The sequence below is a fragment of the Micromonospora sp. NPDC049204 genome (genome assembly GCF_040647935.1).
Taxonomy (GTDB): domain Bacteria; phylum Actinomycetota; class Actinomycetes; order Mycobacteriales; family Micromonosporaceae; genus Micromonospora.
The window spans coordinates 73,282-92,403 of record NZ_JBEZDC010000004.1; the positions used below are offsets into that span (position 1 = coordinate 73,282).

Below are 19,122 nucleotides of genomic sequence, written 5' to 3' on the forward strand. Positions count from 1 at the left end.
GGAGATGACCGGTGGCTGTTGATCCGGTTCCATGGTTTGTCGGCGGCGGCGCACAACACAGCCCCGAGGTCGCCCGGCAGCTCGCGTACGCCGCGTTCAGGGGCAATGAGGGGGTGCTCGGGTCGGGTGACCTGCTGGTCCGGCCCCTGTCTGTGCCCGGCGCGGGTGTGCGGGTGCTGCCCGGCGCGTGCGCGATCAACAACCGGGCGGCCGGTGGCGAGTACCAGGCGTACTCCGGGCGGGTGACGTCGCAGGAGGTCGTGGCGGTGTCACCCACCGGGTCCGGTAGCGGCCGGTCCGACCTGATCGTGATGCGCGTTGAGGACCCGTTCATGCCGGGTGAGCCGTGGCAGGACCCGGAGGATGAGGCCATCGGCCCGTACCTGTTCGCCCGGCGCATCGCTGGTGTGCCGTCGGGCACGCGGACGGTCGCGGAGTTGGGGCTCGGGTACTCGGCGATCGCGTTGGCGCGCATCGACCTGGGGCCGTCCACCGGCACCGTCACGTCGGTGGTGGACCTGCGGCGCGTCGCGAACCCGCGCCGGGAGCGCCGGGTGCTCGTGTCATCGCCGCTGCTGTTCCCGGAGTCCGACGATGTGACGTCCCTGTCGGAGTACATCGACTGGCCGGATGTGCACGTGCAGCCGGTCGACATACCGCTGTGGGCCACCCAGGCGAAGGTGGTGACCCACGTCGGCGGGGCGCTGGTCGTCCACGACAAGACCGACGGGTTCCTGCGCAACCGGCTCGGCACGCAGCTCGGGCAGGGCACGGTGTTCGACACCAACGCCGCGGTGCCCAGCGACGGCGTCGACCGGACCCTGTTGACCGCCGACGAGATGACGATCCCCTCAGCCATGCGCGGCACCACGCAGGACATCGCGTTGCAGGCGATCCTCACCCAGCGGGGCACGTCCGGACTCGGGACGCTGCGCGCGTACGAGGGCACCACTGTCATCACGGACATCGAGTTCGTCGAGATCGCGGAGTCGTAGTGGGCTGGCGGTACATCGCGCAGCGGGCCACGACCGGGGAGATGCTGCACCTGGACGTGCCGATCGTCCGCGATGAGCTGTCGTGGGCGCTGTCCGGGCCGGGAGGGCTGCGCGGCACCATCAGCCCCGACGTGGGGGCGTTGCGTGCCGCTGACGGGCGCCTGGTGCTCGACGAGTGGGGCACGCTGCTGTACGCGGAGGCCGACGGTGAGATCCGGTGGGGTGGCACCGTGGTCCGCAGCCGGTTTGAGGGCTCCGCCTGGTCGGTGGAGGCCGTCGGGATGGCCGGCTACCCGCACGGCCTGCCGTACCTCGGTGAGTACATCAGCGAGGGTGTGGACCCTCTCGACGTGGTACGTGAGTTGTGGGCGCACGTGCAGGGGCAACCGGATGGGGACCTGGGGATCGTCGTCGACAGCATGACAACGCCGGTGCGGGTTGGCACTGTCGATGAGCCGTACACGCTGGTGTGGTGGGAGTCCACCGACTGCGGCACGGAGATCGACACCCTGGCGAGAGAGACACCGTTCGACTACACCGAGCACCACCAGTGGGACGGTGATTCGATCACGCACCGCCTGGTCATCGGGTATCCGCGGCTGGGCCGGCGGCGCGATGACCTGTCGTTTGAGCAGGGCGTGAACATCACCAACGTGGTCGCGCCGACCCGCGACGGCGACCAGTACGCCAATGAGCTGATCGGCCTTGGGGCCGGTGAGGGGCGGGCGGTGGTGCAGCGTCGCATCCCGGAGCCGGACGGGCGGCTGCGCCGGGCCGCGGTGTACTCCGACAAGTCGATCACCAGCACGGACCGGATGGACGCGTTGTGCCGCGCCGAGCTGGCCGTGCGCAAGCAGATCACGGAGATCGCCGAGGTCACGGTCATCAACCACCCGCACGCGCCCATCGGGTCGTGGGCTGTCGGTGACGACGTGCTGATCAAAGCGCGGATTCCGTGGCTCGGGGACGTGTCGCTGTGGCACCGAATCGTCGGTTGGTCGCTGGTCAGCGACCACCGCGCACGACTGTCGCTGCGCCGCAGCGACGCTTTCACCTACAGGGGGACTAGTTGAGCGACAACGCTGAGGCGATCGCCCGGAGGCTGGCCGACATGGACCGGCGGCTGACCGCGGTGGAGCGGGGCAGCCAGATGTCCCGCACGTCCATCGAGGCCGGCACCCTGGTCGTCAACGACCCGGCGGGTACGCCGGTGCTGACGGTGGGCCGGCAGGACGACGGCGGGTACGCGGTGGCCGGGACCAACGGCGGCCAGGTCATCGCGACCGGGGTGTCTCAGGAGGTGCTCGACCAGATCGCAGCGGACCTGGAACTTGCCGACGGGCAGGTCACGGAAGCCAAGATCGCGGCCGGCGCGGTCACCGAGACGAAGATCGCCGACGATGCGATCACCACACCGAAGATCGTGGCGGGGGCGGTGCAGGCGTTGCAGATCGCGGCCGAGGCAATCTCAACGGGCAAGCTCGTCGCCGCGGCGGTGACCGCCGACAAGATCGCGTCCAACTCGGTGACCGCCGACAAGATCACCGCGAACGCGATCGACGGGCGGACGATCACCGGGTCGATCCTCGCAGGTGGTGAGGTCATCACCGCCGCCACCGACGGGTCGTACGTGCGGATCACCACCACACCCGAGGACGGTGCGGTGGTAGAGGTCAACCCGCCGCTGCTGCCTGACCCGGTCGCGCACCCGGTCACGCCCGGCTCCATCAAGACGGGCATCGTCGACGTCTCCGAAGGTGTGCCGGACAACACCGTGCGGACGGCGTACGTGGGTCCGAGCGTCAACGGGCAGAACGCCGCCGAGATGTACATGACCGGCCACCCGGAAGGCTCCGACCTCTACATCAAAGCCGACCGGTTCTTCTTGGAAGCCGCAGACGGCGCGTCGTGGTCCGTTGATGGCGACTGGGAGATCGCGCGCCCCGTGGAATCGGGCCATGAGATCCACTTCCAAGTGCGCAGTGACGGCCTGGTCGTCGCCCAGGCGGTCGAGGTCAGCGAGTCCGCGCAGGTGTACGGGGACCTGGCGGTCAACGGCGGCCTCACCGTCGGCGGTGACGCCTCGTTCGCTGCGGGTGCCCTGCAAACGGAAACCCTCAAGGGCCGGTCGTCAACGGACGTGACCCCCACGTCGGGATCGCTGGTCGACATCCCCGGCACCGCGCAGACGATCACGACGACGCGCGACGGTGCACGGTACCTGGCCATCTGGACGCTCGATGCGGAACTCGTCACGGCGGGTACCGCCACCACCATCTACGGCAAGTGCGTGGTCAACGGTTCGGCGCTAACTGACAACGTGCTGGCCGGGTTCGCGAACGCCGCAGCGGTGGGTGCGCGGGCGACGGTGACGCAGCACGCGGCGGGTGTGCTCGGTGATGCGGGCAGCTACACCTTCAAATCGCAGGTAGCGCGGGCGTTCGGTACCGCGTCCGTGCGGTGCAACGCGACGCACAGCGGCCTCACGGTCCTGATCTTCGAGTAACCCGCCCCATCGGGCGGACGCACCTCAACCCTGACGGAGGCACCGTGACCCGCGCACCAGTCAATCTGCTGGCTGCCCGCAGCCTGCTGCTGACCCACCTGGACAACGCTCCCGGGGCAAACGACTTGGAGCCGGCGGAGGTCGGCATCGTTCCTGACGCAGCTCACCGCGGCGGTTACCACTGCGGTTCGGACCGGGTGATCTCAGGCGACTACTCCGTGGTGGAGTCACCCCGGGACCGGGCCGGACTGACCCTCGACGCGGCGGCGCTGGACATCGGCGGGTTCGAGGTGACCGTCGGCGGGAAGCGGCACACCCTCGCGTCGTTCAGCGTGTGGCTGGTCGCCCAGTGCGCCGCGGGCAGCGCCGACACCCGGGACATCCGCGAGATCATCTACAGCCCCGACGGCAGCACCGTGAAGCGGTGGGATCGCCTCGGCAAGCGCAGCTCCGGAGACTCGTCGCACCGGTGGCACACGCACATCTCGTACCACCGCGACGCCATCAAGGCTGGTCGGGATCAGACCGCCGTGGTGCGCCGCTACCTGACCAGCATCGGCCTGATCAAGGCCCCGACTAGCGCGGAGGTATCCGAAGTGCTTGACACCAAGACGCCGATCTACACCAAGGGCCCGTCGGAGCGGCAGGCCCTCGCCGATCTGCACTACGCCCAGTTCAAGGGCAATCCGGGCAGCAGCGTCGAGCAGCAGTCTCTCGCCCGCATCGAGGCGCAGCTCGCCGTCCTTGCCGGGCGGGACCTGGTCGACGAGGGGCAGATCGTCGCCGGGGTTCTGGCCGCGCTGACCCCGGAGCGCATCGCCGACGCGATCCCGTCCACCGTGGCGAAGCAGGTCGCGGATGAGCTGACCCGCCGCCTCGCGTCCTGACCCAACTCAACCGCACGGGGGCCGCATGTCCACATGGGTCCGCAATCTCGCGATGCTGGTTGGCCTCGGAGGCTGGTCAGCGGTAGTCATCGCCTACCTGTTCCAGGGCAAACTGCCCGACGCGATCCTGATGGGCGTTCCGGGTGCACTGGTGCTCGCCCTGGCGCCACCGATCAGTATCGGCCGTTCCCGGTCGTCCACCAATGAGGAGACAACGACGTGACCTTGAGTTATGGCATCCAGGTCATCCTGTCTGTCGCTGGCGCGGCCGTGCTCGGGCTGGCCCTGCGGCCTTGGGTTAACCGGGGACGCCGGTGATGGCGCGGGTGGTGCGGGCGCTTGATTCGCCTGCCGTCAACATGATCGTCAAGGTGATCGCTGTGCTTGCGCTTGCACTGTCGGTGTTCGTCGGGGTGCAGCAGGTGCAGCTCACGTCGTGCCTCGCCGAGTACAACGAGGCGAACAACCGCAGCCAGGCCGCGAGGTATGCGGCGGCCGAGCAGGACCGCCAGGCGCAGGACGAACTGTTCCGCAGCATCGCCGAGGATCCGCGCTCGGGCATCGAGGCACTGCGGCAGTACAACCTCAGCCGCGACCAGGCCGACGAGCAGCGGCGGGCCAACCCTCTTCCGGCGCCACCGTCGCAACGCTGCTGAACCTGTCCCACCTGAGACACAAACCGCGCCCGCCCCGACTCTCGGGGACGGGCCTTCTTCATGGAGGGCGCATGACCACCACCCCGATCACCCCGGCCACCCCGCTGCCGGCGAGAGCCGACGCCGCGAACCGCGCCGCCCGGACCTTCGTGCAGGGCCTCGCCACCGACGTGGCCATCGCCGCGCTGCCCGTGATCTACGACGCCGTCTCCGGGTGGGACGGCGCGTTCACCTCCGAGTATTGGACGGTGGTGGGCATCTCGGTAGTGAAGACCGTCGCCGTGGCCGCCGTCTCCTACTTCATGCGACTGCGCAGCACCCCGCCGGGCAACCGCCCCAACTGACCCCAACCGCGTGCCCCAATTAGGGGGTACCCCTTGGACCCGTTGCTGTTCCCTTCGGGAACGGTAACGAGACGGTCTGCTCATCCCCAGCAGCAGACCGCGCTAAGACGCCCCACCGCCTCCCCCCGGGAGGTTGGTGGGGCGTCTTTGTCGTTGTGGCGGCGGGGCCGCTCGTCACTTCGTCCAGGCGACAAACCGTTCGTGCAACTCAGCGGCCGACGTCTCTGGCATCTCCGTCAACGCCGCGTACAGCAGCGACGCCAGGTACATGGACAAGGAGATCCGGTTGTCGCCGTACGTCTCCGCGAGCAGCACCCGGGCCGGGTCGCACGGCCATTCCTTCTCGCACGCCGCGCAGTCCCACTCAGGCCGGCGCGGCAGGTGCTGGCCCTCCAAGCGGTCGTTGAGCGCCTTCACCGACCGCTCACCCAGCTCGACGCACACCGCCTGCACTGTGGTCGGTTCGTCGCCCATCATCGGTGCGTCCCTCCGTCGGTAGCAGAGGGGCGCCCGGTCATCGCCGACTCGGACGCCCCCCGCCTCTCGGCGGGCCGGCGGCAGCCGTCGCACACACCTTCGGGTTGGATGTGAACCGCCGCCGTCCCGGTGAGGGCTGGACGCCGGACGCCACGGGGGAACAACCGGTTGTCTGGCCCTCGCCATTGAGGTTGGTGGGTAGATCCACGACCCTCAAGGCATAGGCCGTACGACATGAAACGATCAGTGACGTCGGTAGTACGCTCCGTGCTAGTTCGTGTAGCCGACCAGGTCAGCCAGCGCGGCCAGGTTGTCCGTCATGGCCCGACGGCGGCCAACGTCGATCGTCTGCACAATGTCACGGGCGTACCGCTGGTGCCGCAGCCACGCTGGCGCGAGGTGGCCCAGCCCGGTCAGGATCGCCTCCGACTCAACGAACTGGCGCCGGGCGGCGTGCGCCCATGCCACGTCCAAGCGGTGACGCTGCCAGCTCGACCCGACTGGTGTCGGCCCCGGCGGCACTGCCTCGGCCAGCGTGAGTACCCGACCCGGGTCACCGGCCACCGCGGCGTTCTCCACCCGGGCCATCTGCACCCGATCCGCGTCGAACCCGCCGACCATGAGCAGGTGTTCCCCGCCCGGGTCGCGCTCCCCGATACGCACGGCTGCGGCGGCGGCTGCGTTGACCAGCTCGGCCGCCTCCTCCGGCTGGTTGTCGCGGGCCTTGGCGGCGGCGCCACCCATGAGCAGCCACCCCCACGCCGCGAGTTCGCCCGGCGTGGCGCGGGAGAAACGCGGCTCCACCTGGTCTGCGGTGGACGTTGCCAGTTCGGCGGCCTCAGCCAGCCGGCCCTGCCGCATCAGCAGCCAGCACAGGCCCTGGACGACGGTGGCCCCGACCACCTGATCCCCGGATCGTCGGGCGGCGGTGAGCGCATCCGTGAGTGCAGTCTGCGCAAGGTCCCCGGCCCGTAGCTGGATGAGCAGGTTCCCGGTCAGGTGAAGGGTGCGGGCGAGCAGGGCATACGCGGCGGGCTCGCCGTCGCTGTCGGCCAGGTCGACGGCAGCGCGCACGTCGAGTAGCAGCGGCGGCAGCGCGGTCAACGCGGTCGCGTAGTCGTTGCCCTGGTACGCCCGATCAACAGCGCGCAGCTTGGCCCGGAGTGTGTCAGCGGGTGGCGGGTCGCCGACTGGTGCGGTCAGCGCAACACCGGTCAGCCCACGCACGGGGGCGACCGCGCGGCGGATCTCTGCCAGGGACAGCGGCTGGTGGTCGGGTTCATCCCTGGCGGCGGCCTGCGACATGTCGCCAATCAGCGCGGATGTGTGCACGCCGAGGGCGCGGGCGAACGCGTGGAGGGTGCCCAGGCTGGGCGCCCCGGGCTTGTTCTGCTCCAGCTTGCGGACCGTTTCGACGCTCAACCCGGCGCGCTCGGCCAACTGTTCTTGGTTGAGCTTCGCGGCGCGGCGGAGTCGGGCGAGGTTGTCACCGGTGGTCGGGTTGCTCATGGCGGTGCCTGCTTTCGGGGTAGAGGACCCGATTGGCGGCACCGCCGGCCTCTACCCCGGCGGGCCGCCACCTGAAAGGCTACTGCGGGCTGACGCGACAGTCACGGATCGTGGAATCGACACCGTGGCCAGTCTGGCCCAATCACCCGGTACGCCGGCGGCGCTTCGCTGGCGCGATGAGACGGAGGTCCATGTGGACAGCCCGTACGAGCCCTTTGACCCGTTCGCCGAGGACCCCGAGGGCGACTTCATCGTCGACGACTACTTGAGGTCAAAGGGCTGGTCAGAGTTCTTCGGGATTGGCGGCGACAACGCCGTGATGAGTATCCACTCATGGACACGCACCGTGGATGACCAGCAAGAGTTCCTGCTCAGCGTCAACGACCTGGCCCAGGGCTCGCCCTTCCTGAAGGTGAGGAGCTTCCCCGACCTCATGGACCTTCTCGCCCGATGGTCGCCGGTCGTGCAGGCGGCCAACGTGGTCAGTCTCCTCGAAGACGTGAACACCCACTGGCTTAGCGGCGATGGCTTTATCGAGAGGATCGCAGCGAAGGCTTCGTATGGTGCCGAGATCGTGAGGCCGCAAATGCAGGCTGATCTGTCGCGGCGGCGAGAGCGCGCATCCGCTCAGCGTGAGATGTTGCGCCAGCAGCGGGCGCAGGCCAACTGAGGGCGACGGCGAGGAGACCGATGAGCAGGATGCAGTATCGCAACATCGACTTCCGGCCTGCGATGCAAGCCGGCTGGAGATCACTATGGATTGATCGTGACGGAAACTTGAAGTCCGATCCGATCGTAGGGTGGCTGCTCCAAGAGTTCGTGGAGTGCCACGACGACGGACATGTCGCCCCGGGCGCACCCCCTCCGGGTGACCGAGAACGCCGGGTCGTTGCCGCAATCCACGCCGAGGGGTTTGGCTCGACGGTTTTCGATCCGGATGACGAAATACCGGTGTGGCGGGTGCTAGGTCCTGATCAGGAGAACCCGTCGCCCGGAGAGATTGCCAACGAGTACGAGCGACGAAAGAACCTCCCGAAGTAGTGCCGGTTGAGGGGCACGCACGTCGTGGGTGCCCCTCAACCGGGTCGGCGGCACTTCGGGAAGTGGCCTTACCTCTGACTGCCGCCGGGCGAACCTGACCCGACGCCTGAGGAAGTGGCAGAAGAGCACGCCTTTCAGCAGAAGCGTCGGACCTGACTCGATCGCTGGATGCCCGAGCAGCGTGAATATGCGACAGTAGATGCATGATGCCCGCGAACGAGACTGACGCCCAGCGTTGGGCCCGCCGTGTCACCAGCGCCGTCGCCAGCGCCATCACGGGCGGGGCAGACCCGGAGTCCGTCCGCGCCGCGGTAGACGCCGGCATCCAGGAGGGGCAGCGGATCAACGACCTCCGCAACGGCACGCACGTTCCGGCCACCGAACCTACGAAGCCGTTCGTGCCGCAGCCCGGCAGTGCCGCCGAAAAACTCCTGCGGGCCGTCGGCAGCATCTGACCGACCCACGCAACGAGAGCAGCCCCGACCATCATCGGCCGGGGCTGCTCTCGCATGTTGAGGTCAGGCGACGTGCCCGTAACCGGCGCCGTCCTGCCGCGCCTCGCGCTTCTCGACCAGGGACTTGAGCACCTGGTGTGACCGCTGCGGTGACACCTCAATCCCCATCTCCATCAATCGCGAGTGGACCTGCGCGTTCGTCAGTAGGTCCGGGTAGGCGTCGCGCAACAGTGGAAGGATCGCGTCCCGGGTGCTCAGGGGTGCCCGCCGCGCCATGTGCTGCGGCGACAGAAGCGCCTCGGCCTCAGCCATCACGTCCGGCTCACCGTTGCCCGCCGGAGCTTGAGCGATGGCGGGCGCAGCCTTCGGCGTTTCCTCCACCAGGGTGCCGGTGCCCAACAGCAACCGCTCTGCGGCGCTGCCCGGCGGGGCGGCAGTGGGCCGTTCCGCGATCACCGTCACCGCGCGCTCGACCTCCGGCGCGTCCTCCCCGCGCATCTCCGCGAGGATCGCCGCCTGCCGGTCCCAGCGGCCCGAGTAGGCGCGACCGGCCTCCACATCCCGCATCACCGGCATGCGGGCAATGTCTCGGTGCTCAGTCGGGTCCCGGCCTTCCAACACATCCCGAACGGTCAGCCTCGCGGCGACCTGCTGCGCGCGGGCATCCAGCTTCGGCCGCAGGTGCGCGGTCGCGATGGCGTGCTGCTCCATGCCGTCGAGCAGCACGTTGACGGTGCGCGCCAACACGGGGATGTGGTCGGTGTCCGTCCGGTACACGTACGCCGAGCCCTTGTGCAGCAGGCGGGCGCGGCCGGGGTTGACGCCCAGGATGTAGCCGTACTCGTCTTCCTCATTCATGCGCAGGCACACCCGGATGCCGGCCACCGTCCGCAACCCCTTGTTCAGCAGATCACCGGTACCGCGCAGGACGCTCATCACGATCCGCAGCCCCTCGGCCCGGCCGATCTGGGCGGCCCGAGCGAACCCCTCATCCACGATGAGGGCGAGCAGTCCGGCGGCCTGCCGGAACTCGGCGCCCTCATCGGTGATGATCAGGATGGCGGGCATCTCCGCGTCGACCGGCAGGACGGTGCTGTTCGCGGCCCGCTTCCGCCGCGACGCCTCTTTGCTGGTCTTCCGATCCTTCGCGACAGCGCGGGCAACAGCCAGCATCACGGCCGCCTCGGCGGCGCTCTCCGCCAGCCAGTCGATGGTAGGAGTCTCAGCCTGGCCGAGCGCCCACGGCTTGATCCACGGCTCTGCCACACCACCGCCGTTGGGGTCCGCCACCCAGATCAGGGTGTCGGTGCAGCGGGCCAGCCGGAAGATGATCCGGTGCAGCAGCGTCGTCTTACCGGCGTTGGTGGTGCCGCCCACGACCATCGACTCTTCGCGCAGGCACACCGGCATCTGCTCACCGCGCGGGGTGAACGCCACATCGAACGGGTCATTGATCGACGCCGGGGTGGTGGGTTCGCTGACCATCCGGCCCTCACCGGCGAGGCAGTCCCGCAGCATCACGTCCAACACCACCTGGCCCTGGTGGTCACCGTCGAGGGCACGCACCACGCAGCCTTGCGGTAGCCGTCGCCCAGCGGCCAGCTTGTCGCACACCGCGGCGACGTCCTTCAACGTCATGTCCTCCGGCAGGTCCACCACCACCCGCTCACCGTCGCCGCGCCTCTCCCACGGGTCGACCGACCGGACCACCAACGCCTTCTTGGTGGTGCGCCGCAGCAGTCCCTCCCACGACTTCACCGACTCAGGACGGCGGTCGGACTGCTCGCCGTCCCCGCCGCCCTGCCACACGACAGGGGCACCGGAGGCGGAGGGGACGGCGTATTCCAGGGCGGCCAACAGCACCGCCGCGAACACCAACACCAGCCCCCGCCGCTCCGACCACCCCGAATGGGCGACCACCGCCGCCCACACGCAGGCACCCGCAACGGCGACAGCCCGGTGCGGCACCGCGAACGGACGGTCCGTGGCGAAGGTGACGATGACCGCGGCGGGTACACCCACCAGGGCGGCACCCAGCGGTGCCCACCACGACACCGGGGCGACCTCCGTGCGCAGGGCCATCGCCACCAACACCACCGCCAGCGTCCACGCCGGCACCCACGCCGCACCGCTACGAGCAACCCGCGACTTCATGGCTTTCTCCTTTCAGCTTGGTGTGTGCGGCCCGGTCAGGTGTCCAGCTCGGCGGCGCCCACGTCGGCGCGCTTCTCCTTGTGCCGGCCGCCACGCTCACCGGCCAGCCGCGCCTCGTCGACCTCGTGGTCGTTGCGGTACATGCTGCCCAGCGCCTCCGCGCGGGCCGCCAACTCGCGCAGCCGCCGGGGCACCTCCTCCGCCTCGATGGCCTTCAACGCCGCAGCGATCGACGCGGCCTCAGCCACGATGGCCGGGGACGCCGGCAGTTCCGTGTCGCCCTGGTTGGCGAGCTTCTGGACGCTGGACGCGAGGGCGGTCAGTAGTTCGTCGTTGACGGCGGCGGCCTTCGCCGCGTCCTCGATGGCCGGGCTGACCGTGGTCAGGTTGCGGCCCCACTTCTGAAGGCTCGCGTCGTCCTGGTGCTGAACCATGGTGTTCTCCTCTACTGGGGTGTTGCTGCTTCCGCCGTCCCGCTTGGGGTGCGGGCTCGGCTTACGCACCGGCTCGGTACCGGGCGTGTTCTTGGTGTCGGGCGCCTTCGCGGCATGCTTGCCGCCGTCCTTGACCGCACCCGGCTTGTCGGGCGTCTTCGCAGCGGGCTTCTTGCTGTCGCCGTCGACCTGGCTGCGGAAGCCGGCGAGTAGCCCTCGGCCGGTCTTCTTGAGGAACCCGTCGTGCTTCTTGCCGGCGGGCTTGGCGGGGGTGTGTGAGTTGGCGCCGCCGGTCGGCGAACCCTTCGGTTTGCCGCCGAGCAGACCCAGCAGTCCGCGCTTCTGCTTTGCCGACTGGTTGGCCGAGCCCTTCGGCGAGCGGGGTTGCCGGCCGCCGAACAGCGACTTCCATCCCGGCGTTTTGCCGGCACCGGCAGAGTGGGAGCGGTCCGACTTGCCGAGGCCGAGCCGGTCCAGCAGTCCCCGCTTTTTGCCGTTTGCCGGCCCGGCAGAACGGTCGGCAGACGACCCGGTAGACCGGCCGCCCTTACCGCCGTTTTTGCCGGGCCGGAGGCGGTCCAGCAGACCGGCAAAGCCGCCCCGTTTGCCGGCCGCGTTGGGCCGACCCGAGCCGTTGCCGACGCCACCCGACCGGGCGGTGCTCGAACGGGTTTGGCGGGACATCGCGCGGCCCGCCCGGTCGATGAGGCCACCGGCGGTGCGCTTCTTCCACGACACCACCGCGGCGGCGGCGAGCGCGATCACTGCGGCGTTGATGACGGCCGCCCACACCCAGCCGACCGCAGCCACCAACCCCACCTCGGCCAGCAGCACAACCAGCCCGGCCGTGACCAGAACCGGCGGCGACAGGACGGGGTTCGGCTTCTTCGCCTGGGTTGCCTGACGGCCCGCGCCGGTCGGCCGACCACTCTCGATGGTTACTTTCCGTGCACCGTCAAGGGCTTGATCAATCAAGGGGTTGACGCGTCGGGGAAACCCCCCCGTTGACGGCGCAGGGGCCGCCTGAGACGGCGCATCAAGGGGTTGATCCCCCTTGACCGTCAAGGGCTTGACGTTACTCATCGTGGTCTTCCTCCTCTTCTTCTCCGGCGTACGTGTCTTCGTCGTCCTCGCAGTGCGGGCAGGCCATCTCCCCGTGCACGCCCGGCCCGGCCTCGCAGTGGTCGCACCAGCCATCCGGGCTGAATCCGTCCGGCCCGGTGCACGGCACCCACTTCGAGCCCTTGCAGACGTCGCACCACAGGTAGCCGTTGCTGGTCCAACCCCAGGCCATGTCAGCCCGCCGCTTGGTCGGCGTCTTCGTTGATCGCCAGGACCGGGTGGCCGTCCGGAATCCTGTTCATCACGTTCTGAACGGTCTTCACGGACACACCCGCCAGCTCCGCCGTCCGCTCGCGCTTAGCTCCCGGCTCGAACCTGTAGGCCAGGAGAACGGCGGCCACACGCTCCGGCCGCACCCCCTCGATCTCTGGCGGATCCACCGGCAAAGCGGTCGGCAAACCAGCCGGCAAAGCGAGCGCCGTTTGCCGGTCCGCGCCATCGATAATCGCGGGCGATTGCCGGTCGGCAGACCCAGCGTTTGCCGACCGCTTCCGGGACTGCCGAGCCGGCACCTGCCGGCCGTCGTCTGCCGTCTTCCGACTCAGCCGTTCGTACGCCTGCCGGGCTCGCGCCAGTTCCTCGCCCTGCGCCTGATGTGCCGCGGTGACGGCGGCGGCGTGCTGCTCGGCGTTCGCCTTCTCGGTGATCGCCCGCTCGGCCAGCAGACGCGCCTCTTCCAACTGGCCGGCGGTCCGAGACGCAACATCGGATGCCTTGGCGGCCTCGGTGCGGGCGTCACGGGCGGACGCCTGCACCTCCTCCATGCGCTGCTGGTGCCGGGCGCCAATCGCCGCGATCTCCGACTTGAGCAGGGTGATCTGGGCGGTTGCCTTCTGGCGCTCGTCAGCCCGCGCTGCGGCTTCCTTCTCCCGCTCGGCGTCGGCGTCCGTCCGGGCAGCCTCTGCCGCCTTGGCCCGCTCGTCTGCCTCGACCCTCGCCCGCTGCTCCGCCCGGAAAAGGGACTCCACTTCCGCCGTCTTCCGCTCGGCTTCGTCCGCCCGGGTGTGCAACGCCGCGAGGTCATCGACCCGCTTGGCGACCTCCGCTTCCTTCTCCCGGATCACCGCGGAGATCTTCCGACCGAAGTACGCGGCGCCCTCCACGGCGGCGAACATCAGCAGCGGACCCCAGGTGTGGGAGATGATCCCGCCGACGTCCGGGCCGTCAGGGGTGTCCCACGCGTCGGACGTGTTCAGCGCCCACGTGGCGAACCCTGCAACCCAGCGGAGCGCGCCGACCCACCCGGAGCTGACGTTGTGCTGGGCGAGGATTGGCGTGGCCACCAGGCCAACAGCGAGCGCACCGTCGGCGGCGAGGCTGAGCATCCACGCCGTCGCCTTGGGGACATCGTGGTCGACCAGGTACCGGAACACGATCGGCGTCCCGTAGACCATGATCAGGGCGACGACCCCCCACGCGAGAGCGTTCACGATCTTCGCGGACCGGCGGAGCGCGTCCAGTTCAGCGGCGGCGTTCACAGCTCTGCTCCCTCCAGCACGGGGGCCATCAGCCGGCCCGCCACACGCGTTCGGTCATCATGTTCAGCGCATCGGCCAGCAGCGCCCCGTCGGCTAGGTCGAGCAGGATCAGCTCGGCCGGCTCGCGGTCGCCGATGCCGTCCCAGCACTCCAGCGAGATCCGCACCGGCTGAGCCGGGTGCTGCTGGAGCACCGCGTGCAGACCCTCACGGATGCGCACCGGCTCGGACCGGTGAAGCCCGTCGAGATGCAGGGACGGCACGCACCACTCCGGGTGCTCGGCCGGGGCGGTCATCGGGCGGCCCGGCGCGTGCGGGCAGCGGACACGAGCAGGCGGGCCAGGACGCGGATCAGCAGGCGAGCCTGGCGCAGCGTCATCAGGTGGTGAGCGGTCACCTCGTCGTCCGTGACCTGGAGCGCCAGCGCCGGCTGCGAACCGACGTGCTGCCACAGCTGAACCTCGAACAGGGCCTGCTCGTCGCCGGCCGGCGCGACCGGCACGAGCGCCGTGGCGTGAAACTCGCGGGCCTCGCAGCCCTGCCGGTCACACCACGACGGGTGCGCCGGTCGCGCCCCGCGCATCAGCGGGCGGCCCGAGCGGCACGGACACCGGCGAGCAGCGTGAGCGCCAGGCGCTCGGCCTCGTCGAGCGTCAGCTTCGCCCCGTACTCGTCGGTGTCACCGGTGGACAGGTAGACCGACGTCTCCTCGACGTCGGCGAGGATCGGCGAGTGGAACTCCTGGAGCTGCACGAACAACCGGCGACGCTCACCGATCGACGAACCATCGGCGACCTGGTCGTCGACCAGCGTCCGGCTGTGGGAGAACTCGTCCGAGGCGAACTCGTCGTCGAACGTGCAGTTCCCCGAGCACCAGGCGACCGAGCAGCGGACCAGCGGGCGACCCAGGAAGTTGGTCAGCCCCTCGACGCTCTCGGGGATGCGGACCAGTCGGGTTGCGCCCGTCACCCAGCAGAGCAGGTTGTGACGGGCGTCCAGCGCCTGGTCGACGGTGATACCCAGGTCGGCGGCAACCTCGTCGTACGTGGCGTGCTGGTCGGCCGCCAGCATGGCCTCGACGCTGCGACCGGCCACGAGCGACGCCGCGGCGGCGGGCTGGGTGTTCAGGTGGGCCAGCAGCGCCCGGCTGATCCGAGCCTCACTGGTGCCGAAGCACACCGCGAGCTGCTTGTCGCTCATCGGCTGCTCGGAGGTGCGGGCCAACTCCCACGCCCGGCGGCCCAGCGTCAGCAGCTCGTCGGCGGCGGGCACCGAGTCCCACAGGGCCCGGTCCTCTTCGCCGTCGAGCAGCTGCACCTCGGCGGTCCGCTGGGTCGGGATGTCGGCGCGACCGGCGTACGCCCGGTTCATCGGGAAGCCGTCGGTCGACGGCCGCTGGATCGCGGTCAGGTCGGTGGTGTCGGCGTCGATGAGACGGTTCGCCGCAGGGACCGAGGCAGATGCAATGATGGTCACGGGTCGACTCCTTCGCAGTCGATCAAGGGGCCGGGTTACAGGAGCGCCAACTCCTGCCGGCCCCGCTTTTGCTTCTCTACCGAAGGCCACCCTCAACAGATGTGCTAGTTGATGTTTGTGGCATCACGGGTCGGCGTACCAGGACCCGAGCTTTCTCGACGCGGTAAGACCTGCCGTCGCCCTGGTGCCGGTGGGCAGCGGTAACACCTACGGCCACCCGAACCCGGGGCTGCTCGCCCGACTGGGCAGGGGCGGCACCCGGGTGCTGCGCACCGACACGGACGGTGATGTGGCCGCGGTCCGTACGGGCGAGGGTCTCGCGGTAGCCCGGCGAGGAGTGCCGGCCGGAAGGGGGCAGTGAACCGCGCTGACCGTCCACTCGCTGATCGACTCGGGATCGCTGACCTCGGGGTGTCAACGGTGGTCCGACACCACGGCTTCGTTGATGCCGTGTGGATCACGAACGAGTCTCCGATTAATCGGGCGACTTGTTGACAAAAAGGGGAATTGACTTGGATGTCTGGATTTGCGCTGTGTGCGGGCTGCGCCGACCAAGCAGCGAATGAGCAGGCATGATCCCGACGCCGGCCGTGCGAATATGGGCGGCGTGACCGCCGCCGACCTCGCCCCCATTCTGCTCGTCCTCGGTGACGAGGAGTTGCTCGCCACGCGCGCGGTCACCGAAGCTGTCGCGAAGGTACGCGGCGTCGACCCCGAGGTGGACGTGCGCGAATACCAGGCGAGCGCGCTCACCGTCGGCGAGATCGCCGAGATGCTCAGCCCTTCGCTGTTCGGGGGGCGGCGGCTGCTGGTCCTGCGCTCCGGCCAGGACGCTCGCAAGGACCTGGTCGCCGCGCTCCTGGCGTACGCGAAGAATCCCGACCCGGACGTCCAACTCCTGGTGCTGCACCTGGGCGGCGCCAAGGGCAAGGCGTTCGCCGACGGGCTACGCGCGGCCGGCGCCACGGTGATCCCGGCGACCAAGCTCAAGGGGCACCGCGACCGGGTGGCCTTCGTCCGGGACGAGATCCGCCGAGCCGGCGGGAAGTGCACCGACGACGCCGCCGAGGCGCTCATCGCCGCGGTCGGCAACGACCTGCGCGAGCTGGCCGCCGCCTGCTCCCAACTGATCGCCGACACCGACGGGCGGATCAGCGCCGACGCGGTCGCCCGTTACTACCGGGGCCGGGTCGAGGTGACCGGCTTCACGGTGGCGGACGCCACCATGGTCGGTGACGTGCCGGGGGCACTGGAGGCGCTGCGCTGGGCCCTGCATGTCGGAGTCGACCCGGTGCCCATCGCCGACGCCCTGGCCGACGGGGTACGCACGGTCGCCCGGGTGGCGTCGGCCGGGCGGGGTAACGCGTACCAGCTCGCCAGCAGCCTCGGAATGCCCGCCTGGAAGATCGAACGCGCACAGCGGCAGGGGCGGGGCTGGACACCGGAGGGCCTGGTCCGAGCCATGCAGGTCGCCGCCGAGTGCAACGCGGCAGTCAAGGGGGGCTCCGACGACCGGGCGTACGCCCTGGAGCGTGCCGTCTTCTCGGTCGCGGCGGCCCGGCAGGGCAGCACCAGGTGACGGGTGCGAACCGCCCAGCGTGGGCCAGCATCGCAGTGGATGAGGAGCGGTACCGGCCGCTCTACGCCCGACTCCTCGGTCTGCGGTTCGTCAACCCCGGCGGAGTGCTGTGCTTCCTCTTCTTCGAGGGCGCCATCGCACTGGCGGTGCTGCTCGCCCTCGCCGAACTGGTCAGCTGGTGGGCGGTGCTGGTGTTGCCCGCCGTGGTAGCGGCCATGGTCAAGCTCAACGACATCGTGGCCGCGGTCGTGGTCCGGTCGGCGGCGCTCGTGCCGGAGCAGGAACGGGACCGGTTCCGCCGGCAGATGGAACCTGCGGTCGGGCGAGCCCAGGTGGAGTGGATCTCGCACAGTGTGACCGGGGTCGTTGTGGCGGTGGACGCGTCCACCCCGCGCACCGATGCGCCAAAGCGCCCACCAGCTCAGGCGCAGTAGAGCTGGGAGCGGCACGGCCGCCAGGAGCCAAAGATCTCAGGCCGGTGTTCGCGATGAGACACACGGAAGCCCCGGGCAGATGCCCGGGGCTTTCCGAATCAGTCTGACGGTGAAGTCGTCAGGCGGAGAGCGACACCACGCGCTTTGCGATCGCGGACTTGCGGTTCGCGGCCTGGTTGGAGTGGATCACGCCCTTGCTGACGGCCTTGTCCAGCTTGCGAGAGGCGTCCAGCATGAGCGCGGTGGCCTTCTCGACGTCACCGGCCTCGGCAGCCTCGTTGAACTTCCGGACGGCGGTCTTCAGCGACGACTTGACCGACTTGTTGCGCAGCCGGGCCTTCTCGTTCTGCCGGTTGCGCTTGATCTGGGACTTGATGTTCGCCACGCGACAGCCTCGTCTTGATAGCTCGGGTTGGTCAGCTTGTGCGCTGGATGACGAACATGCGTCACCGCTGCGCGAAGAGCCAGGTTACCAGGTCGCCCGGGACGAGCCAAAACGGCTCGGCCTTCGCGCGGACGGACCTGGCCCGTCGGGCACCAGATTACGCCCTCGGCCGTCAACGCGGCTCACCGCCAGCCCTGCCGGTGAGCCAGCCAGTCGAGGGACTGTTCGCCACTCCACCGCTGGTGGGCGGGCAGGTGCGGCGAGGCCGTCGGCGGCGCGGCCGCAGCGCCGGTGAGGTAGTAGCCGGCCAACGCGGCCAGGGTCGCGTCCAGTGCGTCCGGGGGCGCGCCGGCCGCCGCCGGGTGCGTGGCGAAGAGCCGGTCCGCGTCCAGGCCGCTGGCGTACGCGGTGAGCAGCAGCCCGGCCAGGTCGAACCAGGCCGGCCCGGAGCAGACCCAGGTCCAGTCGCAGAACCAGGCTCGGCCGTCCACGTCGATCAGCACGTTGTCGATCCGCAGGTCGCCGTGGATCAGGCCGGTCGCCCCGGCGGCGTACCGGGGGAGCAGGGACTCCAACTCCACCAGCTGGGGCAGCCGGTTCCGCAGCGGAGCGGGCAGCGGTGGCGCCGGCTCGCGACCGGCGGCGACCTCCTCCCACCAGAGGATGTCCGAGCGGGCCAGGTCGGCCAGGTGCGGCAGGCCGAGCGCGGTCAGTTCGACCGGCGGGTCGGCCAGGGCGGCGGCGACCCGCGCGTACCCGGCGAGGGTGGCGTCCAACTCGGCGGGCACCCAGGGCAGGTGCGGGGTGTGCCCGTCGACGGCGTCGGTGCACAGCACGAACCAGCCGGCCGCCGAGAGCGTCCACCGGCGGCGGGGCGCCGGCAGGTCGGCCGGCAGCCGGTCGAGGATCGCGGCCTCTCGGGCGTACCAGTCGACCAGATGCGGTTGCTCGGCGGCGGGTGCCGCCTTCACGAAGGCCCGGCCACCGTCGGCGGTGTCGAGCACCGCGGCGAAGCCGCGGGTGAAGCCCGCGCCCGCGACCCGGGCGGTGACGACCGGCGCGCCGAGGCGGTCGGCGACCGCGGCCCGCAGCGCCGCCGGCAGCGTCGGCCACGACGGGCGCAGCGCACTCGCGTGGTAGGGCACCGGCGGCAGCGAGGTTGGGGACACCACACCATGCTGCCCCGGGGTA

24 protein-coding genes are annotated in these 19,122 nt (G+C 69.9%); 13 read left to right on the plus strand and 11 right to left on the minus strand.

Features of this window, described 5'->3' with window-relative positions; translation table 11 throughout:
• Positions 1-11 precede the first annotated feature (11 nt).
• The 7 genes from AB0A90_RS09410 (at position 12) to AB0A90_RS09440 (ending at position 5,388) form a co-directional block, all read left to right on the plus strand.
• Positions 12-995 (plus strand): hypothetical protein, encoded by a 984-nt coding sequence (locus tag AB0A90_RS09410; RefSeq protein ID WP_357244347.1) that lies wholly within the window; start codon positions 12-14, stop codon positions 993-995.
• Positions 995-2,068, plus strand: a complete 1,074-nt coding sequence (locus AB0A90_RS09415; protein ID WP_357244350.1) for a hypothetical protein — start codon at positions 995-997, stop codon at positions 2,066-2,068. The genes AB0A90_RS09410 and AB0A90_RS09415 overlap by 1 nt, the downstream gene beginning before the upstream one ends.
• Positions 2,065-3,501 (plus strand): hypothetical protein, encoded by a 1,437-nt coding sequence (locus AB0A90_RS09420; protein ID WP_357244353.1) that lies wholly within the window; start codon positions 2,065-2,067, stop codon positions 3,499-3,501. The genes AB0A90_RS09415 and AB0A90_RS09420 overlap by 4 nt, the downstream gene beginning before the upstream one ends.
• 44 nt (positions 3,502-3,545) lie before the next feature.
• Positions 3,546-4,388, plus strand: coding sequence for a hypothetical protein (locus tag AB0A90_RS09425; protein WP_357244357.1), 843 nt, complete (start codon positions 3,546-3,548; stop codon positions 4,386-4,388).
• Between the two features lie 25 nt (positions 4,389-4,413).
• The gene (locus AB0A90_RS09430) at positions 4,414-4,611 is read left to right on the plus strand and encodes a hypothetical protein (protein ID WP_357244360.1); all 198 of its coding nucleotides are present in this window, start codon (positions 4,414-4,416) and stop codon (positions 4,609-4,611) included.
• A 94-nt stretch (positions 4,612-4,705) separates the two neighbouring features.
• Complete coding sequence (locus tag AB0A90_RS09435) at positions 4,706-5,044, plus strand: hypothetical protein (protein WP_357244363.1); 339 nt, start codon at positions 4,706-4,708, stop codon at positions 5,042-5,044.
• 71 nt (positions 5,045-5,115) lie between these two features.
• Positions 5,116-5,388, plus strand: coding sequence for a hypothetical protein (locus AB0A90_RS09440; protein WP_357244366.1), 273 nt, complete (start codon positions 5,116-5,118; stop codon positions 5,386-5,388).
• A gap of 174 nt (positions 5,389-5,562) precedes the next feature.
• On the opposite strand, the gene AB0A90_RS09445 is transcribed toward AB0A90_RS09440, so the two are convergent.
• Both AB0A90_RS09445 and AB0A90_RS09450 read right to left on the minus strand, forming a co-directional pair.
• Positions 5,563-5,865: a hypothetical protein gene (locus tag AB0A90_RS09445; protein ID WP_357244369.1), complete on the minus strand. Its 303-nt coding sequence runs from the start codon at positions 5,863-5,865 to the stop codon at positions 5,563-5,565.
• A gap of 270 nt (positions 5,866-6,135) precedes the next feature.
• The gene (locus tag AB0A90_RS09450) at positions 6,136-7,374 is read right to left on the minus strand and encodes a helix-turn-helix transcriptional regulator (protein WP_357244372.1); all 1,239 of its coding nucleotides are present in this window, start codon (positions 7,372-7,374) and stop codon (positions 6,136-6,138) included.
• On the opposite strand from AB0A90_RS09450, the gene AB0A90_RS09455 reads away from it, so the two are divergent.
• The 3 genes from AB0A90_RS09455 (at position 7,358) to AB0A90_RS09465 (ending at position 8,870) form a co-directional block, all read left to right on the plus strand.
• Positions 7,358-8,044, plus strand: a complete 687-nt coding sequence (locus AB0A90_RS09455) for a hypothetical protein (RefSeq protein ID WP_357244375.1) — start codon at positions 7,358-7,360, stop codon at positions 8,042-8,044. The two genes, AB0A90_RS09450 and AB0A90_RS09455, sit on opposite strands and share 17 nt — an antisense overlap.
• Positions 8,045-8,064: 20 nt before the next feature.
• Positions 8,065-8,415 (plus strand): hypothetical protein, encoded by a 351-nt coding sequence (locus AB0A90_RS09460; protein WP_357244378.1) that lies wholly within the window; start codon positions 8,065-8,067, stop codon positions 8,413-8,415.
• Between the two features lie 203 nt (positions 8,416-8,618).
• Positions 8,619-8,870, plus strand: a complete 252-nt coding sequence (locus AB0A90_RS09465) for a hypothetical protein (protein ID WP_357244381.1) — start codon at positions 8,619-8,621, stop codon at positions 8,868-8,870.
• Positions 8,871-8,933: 63 nt separating this feature from the next.
• Here the strand turns inward: AB0A90_RS09465 and AB0A90_RS09470 are convergent, their stop codons facing one another.
• From AB0A90_RS09470 to AB0A90_RS09500, 7 genes are all read right to left on the minus strand, one after another.
• A complete protein-coding gene (locus tag AB0A90_RS09470) occupies positions 8,934-11,024 on the minus strand; it encodes a hypothetical protein (RefSeq protein ID WP_357244384.1) in 2,091 nt (696 codons plus the stop codon).
• Between the two features lie 35 nt (positions 11,025-11,059).
• Positions 11,060-12,268: a hypothetical protein gene (locus tag AB0A90_RS09475; RefSeq protein WP_357244387.1), complete on the minus strand. Its 1,209-nt coding sequence runs from the start codon at positions 12,266-12,268 to the stop codon at positions 11,060-11,062.
• Positions 12,269-12,533: 265 nt separating this feature from the next.
• Entirely contained in the window at positions 12,534-12,752 is a 219-nt protein-coding gene (locus AB0A90_RS09480) for a hypothetical protein (RefSeq protein ID WP_357244390.1), read from the minus strand.
• A gap of 1 nt (position 12,753) precedes the next feature.
• Entirely contained in the window at positions 12,754-14,058 is a 1,305-nt protein-coding gene (locus tag AB0A90_RS09485; protein WP_357244393.1) for a hypothetical protein, read from the minus strand.
• A gap of 28 nt (positions 14,059-14,086) precedes the next feature.
• Positions 14,087-14,353 carry a hypothetical protein gene (locus AB0A90_RS09490; RefSeq protein ID WP_357244396.1) on the minus strand — a complete coding sequence of 89 codons (267 nt, stop codon included), beginning with the start codon at positions 14,351-14,353 and terminating at the stop codon, positions 14,087-14,089.
• Positions 14,350-14,640, minus strand: a complete 291-nt coding sequence (locus AB0A90_RS09495) for a hypothetical protein (protein ID WP_357244399.1) — start codon at positions 14,638-14,640, stop codon at positions 14,350-14,352. Before AB0A90_RS09495 ends, AB0A90_RS09490 begins: the two co-directional genes overlap by 4 nt.
• Positions 14,640-15,533, minus strand: coding sequence for a hypothetical protein (locus tag AB0A90_RS09500; RefSeq protein ID WP_357244402.1), 894 nt, complete (start codon positions 15,531-15,533; stop codon positions 14,640-14,642). Before AB0A90_RS09500 ends, AB0A90_RS09495 begins: the two co-directional genes overlap by 1 nt.
• A 115-nt stretch (positions 15,534-15,648) precedes the next feature.
• Here AB0A90_RS09500 and AB0A90_RS09505 point away from each other — a divergent pair, with 115 nt between their 5' ends.
• The 3 genes from AB0A90_RS09505 (at position 15,649) to AB0A90_RS09515 (ending at position 17,546) form a co-directional block, all read left to right on the plus strand.
• Positions 15,649-15,894, plus strand: a complete 246-nt coding sequence (locus tag AB0A90_RS09505; protein ID WP_357244405.1) for a hypothetical protein — start codon at positions 15,649-15,651, stop codon at positions 15,892-15,894.
• A gap of 237 nt (positions 15,895-16,131) precedes the next feature.
• A complete protein-coding gene (holA, locus tag AB0A90_RS09510; RefSeq protein ID WP_357245171.1) occupies positions 16,132-17,112 on the plus strand; it encodes a DNA polymerase III subunit delta in 981 nt (326 codons plus the stop codon).
• Positions 17,109-17,546 carry a hypothetical protein gene (locus AB0A90_RS09515; protein ID WP_357244408.1) on the plus strand — a complete coding sequence of 146 codons (438 nt, stop codon included), beginning with the start codon at positions 17,109-17,111 and terminating at the stop codon, positions 17,544-17,546. Before holA ends, AB0A90_RS09515 begins: the two co-directional genes overlap by 4 nt.
• 118 nt (positions 17,547-17,664) lie before the next feature.
• On the opposite strand, the gene rpsT is transcribed toward AB0A90_RS09515, so the two are convergent.
• Positions 17,665-17,931 carry a 30S ribosomal protein S20 gene (rpsT, locus tag AB0A90_RS09520; RefSeq protein WP_357244411.1) on the minus strand — a complete coding sequence of 89 codons (267 nt, stop codon included), beginning with the start codon at positions 17,929-17,931 and terminating at the stop codon, positions 17,665-17,667.
• Positions 17,932-18,113: 182 nt separating this feature from the next.
• On the minus strand, positions 18,114-19,100 hold the full coding sequence (locus AB0A90_RS09525) for an aminoglycoside phosphotransferase family protein (protein WP_357244414.1): 987 nt from the start codon (positions 19,098-19,100) through the stop codon (positions 18,114-18,116).
• Positions 19,101-19,122: the final 22 nt, after the last annotated feature.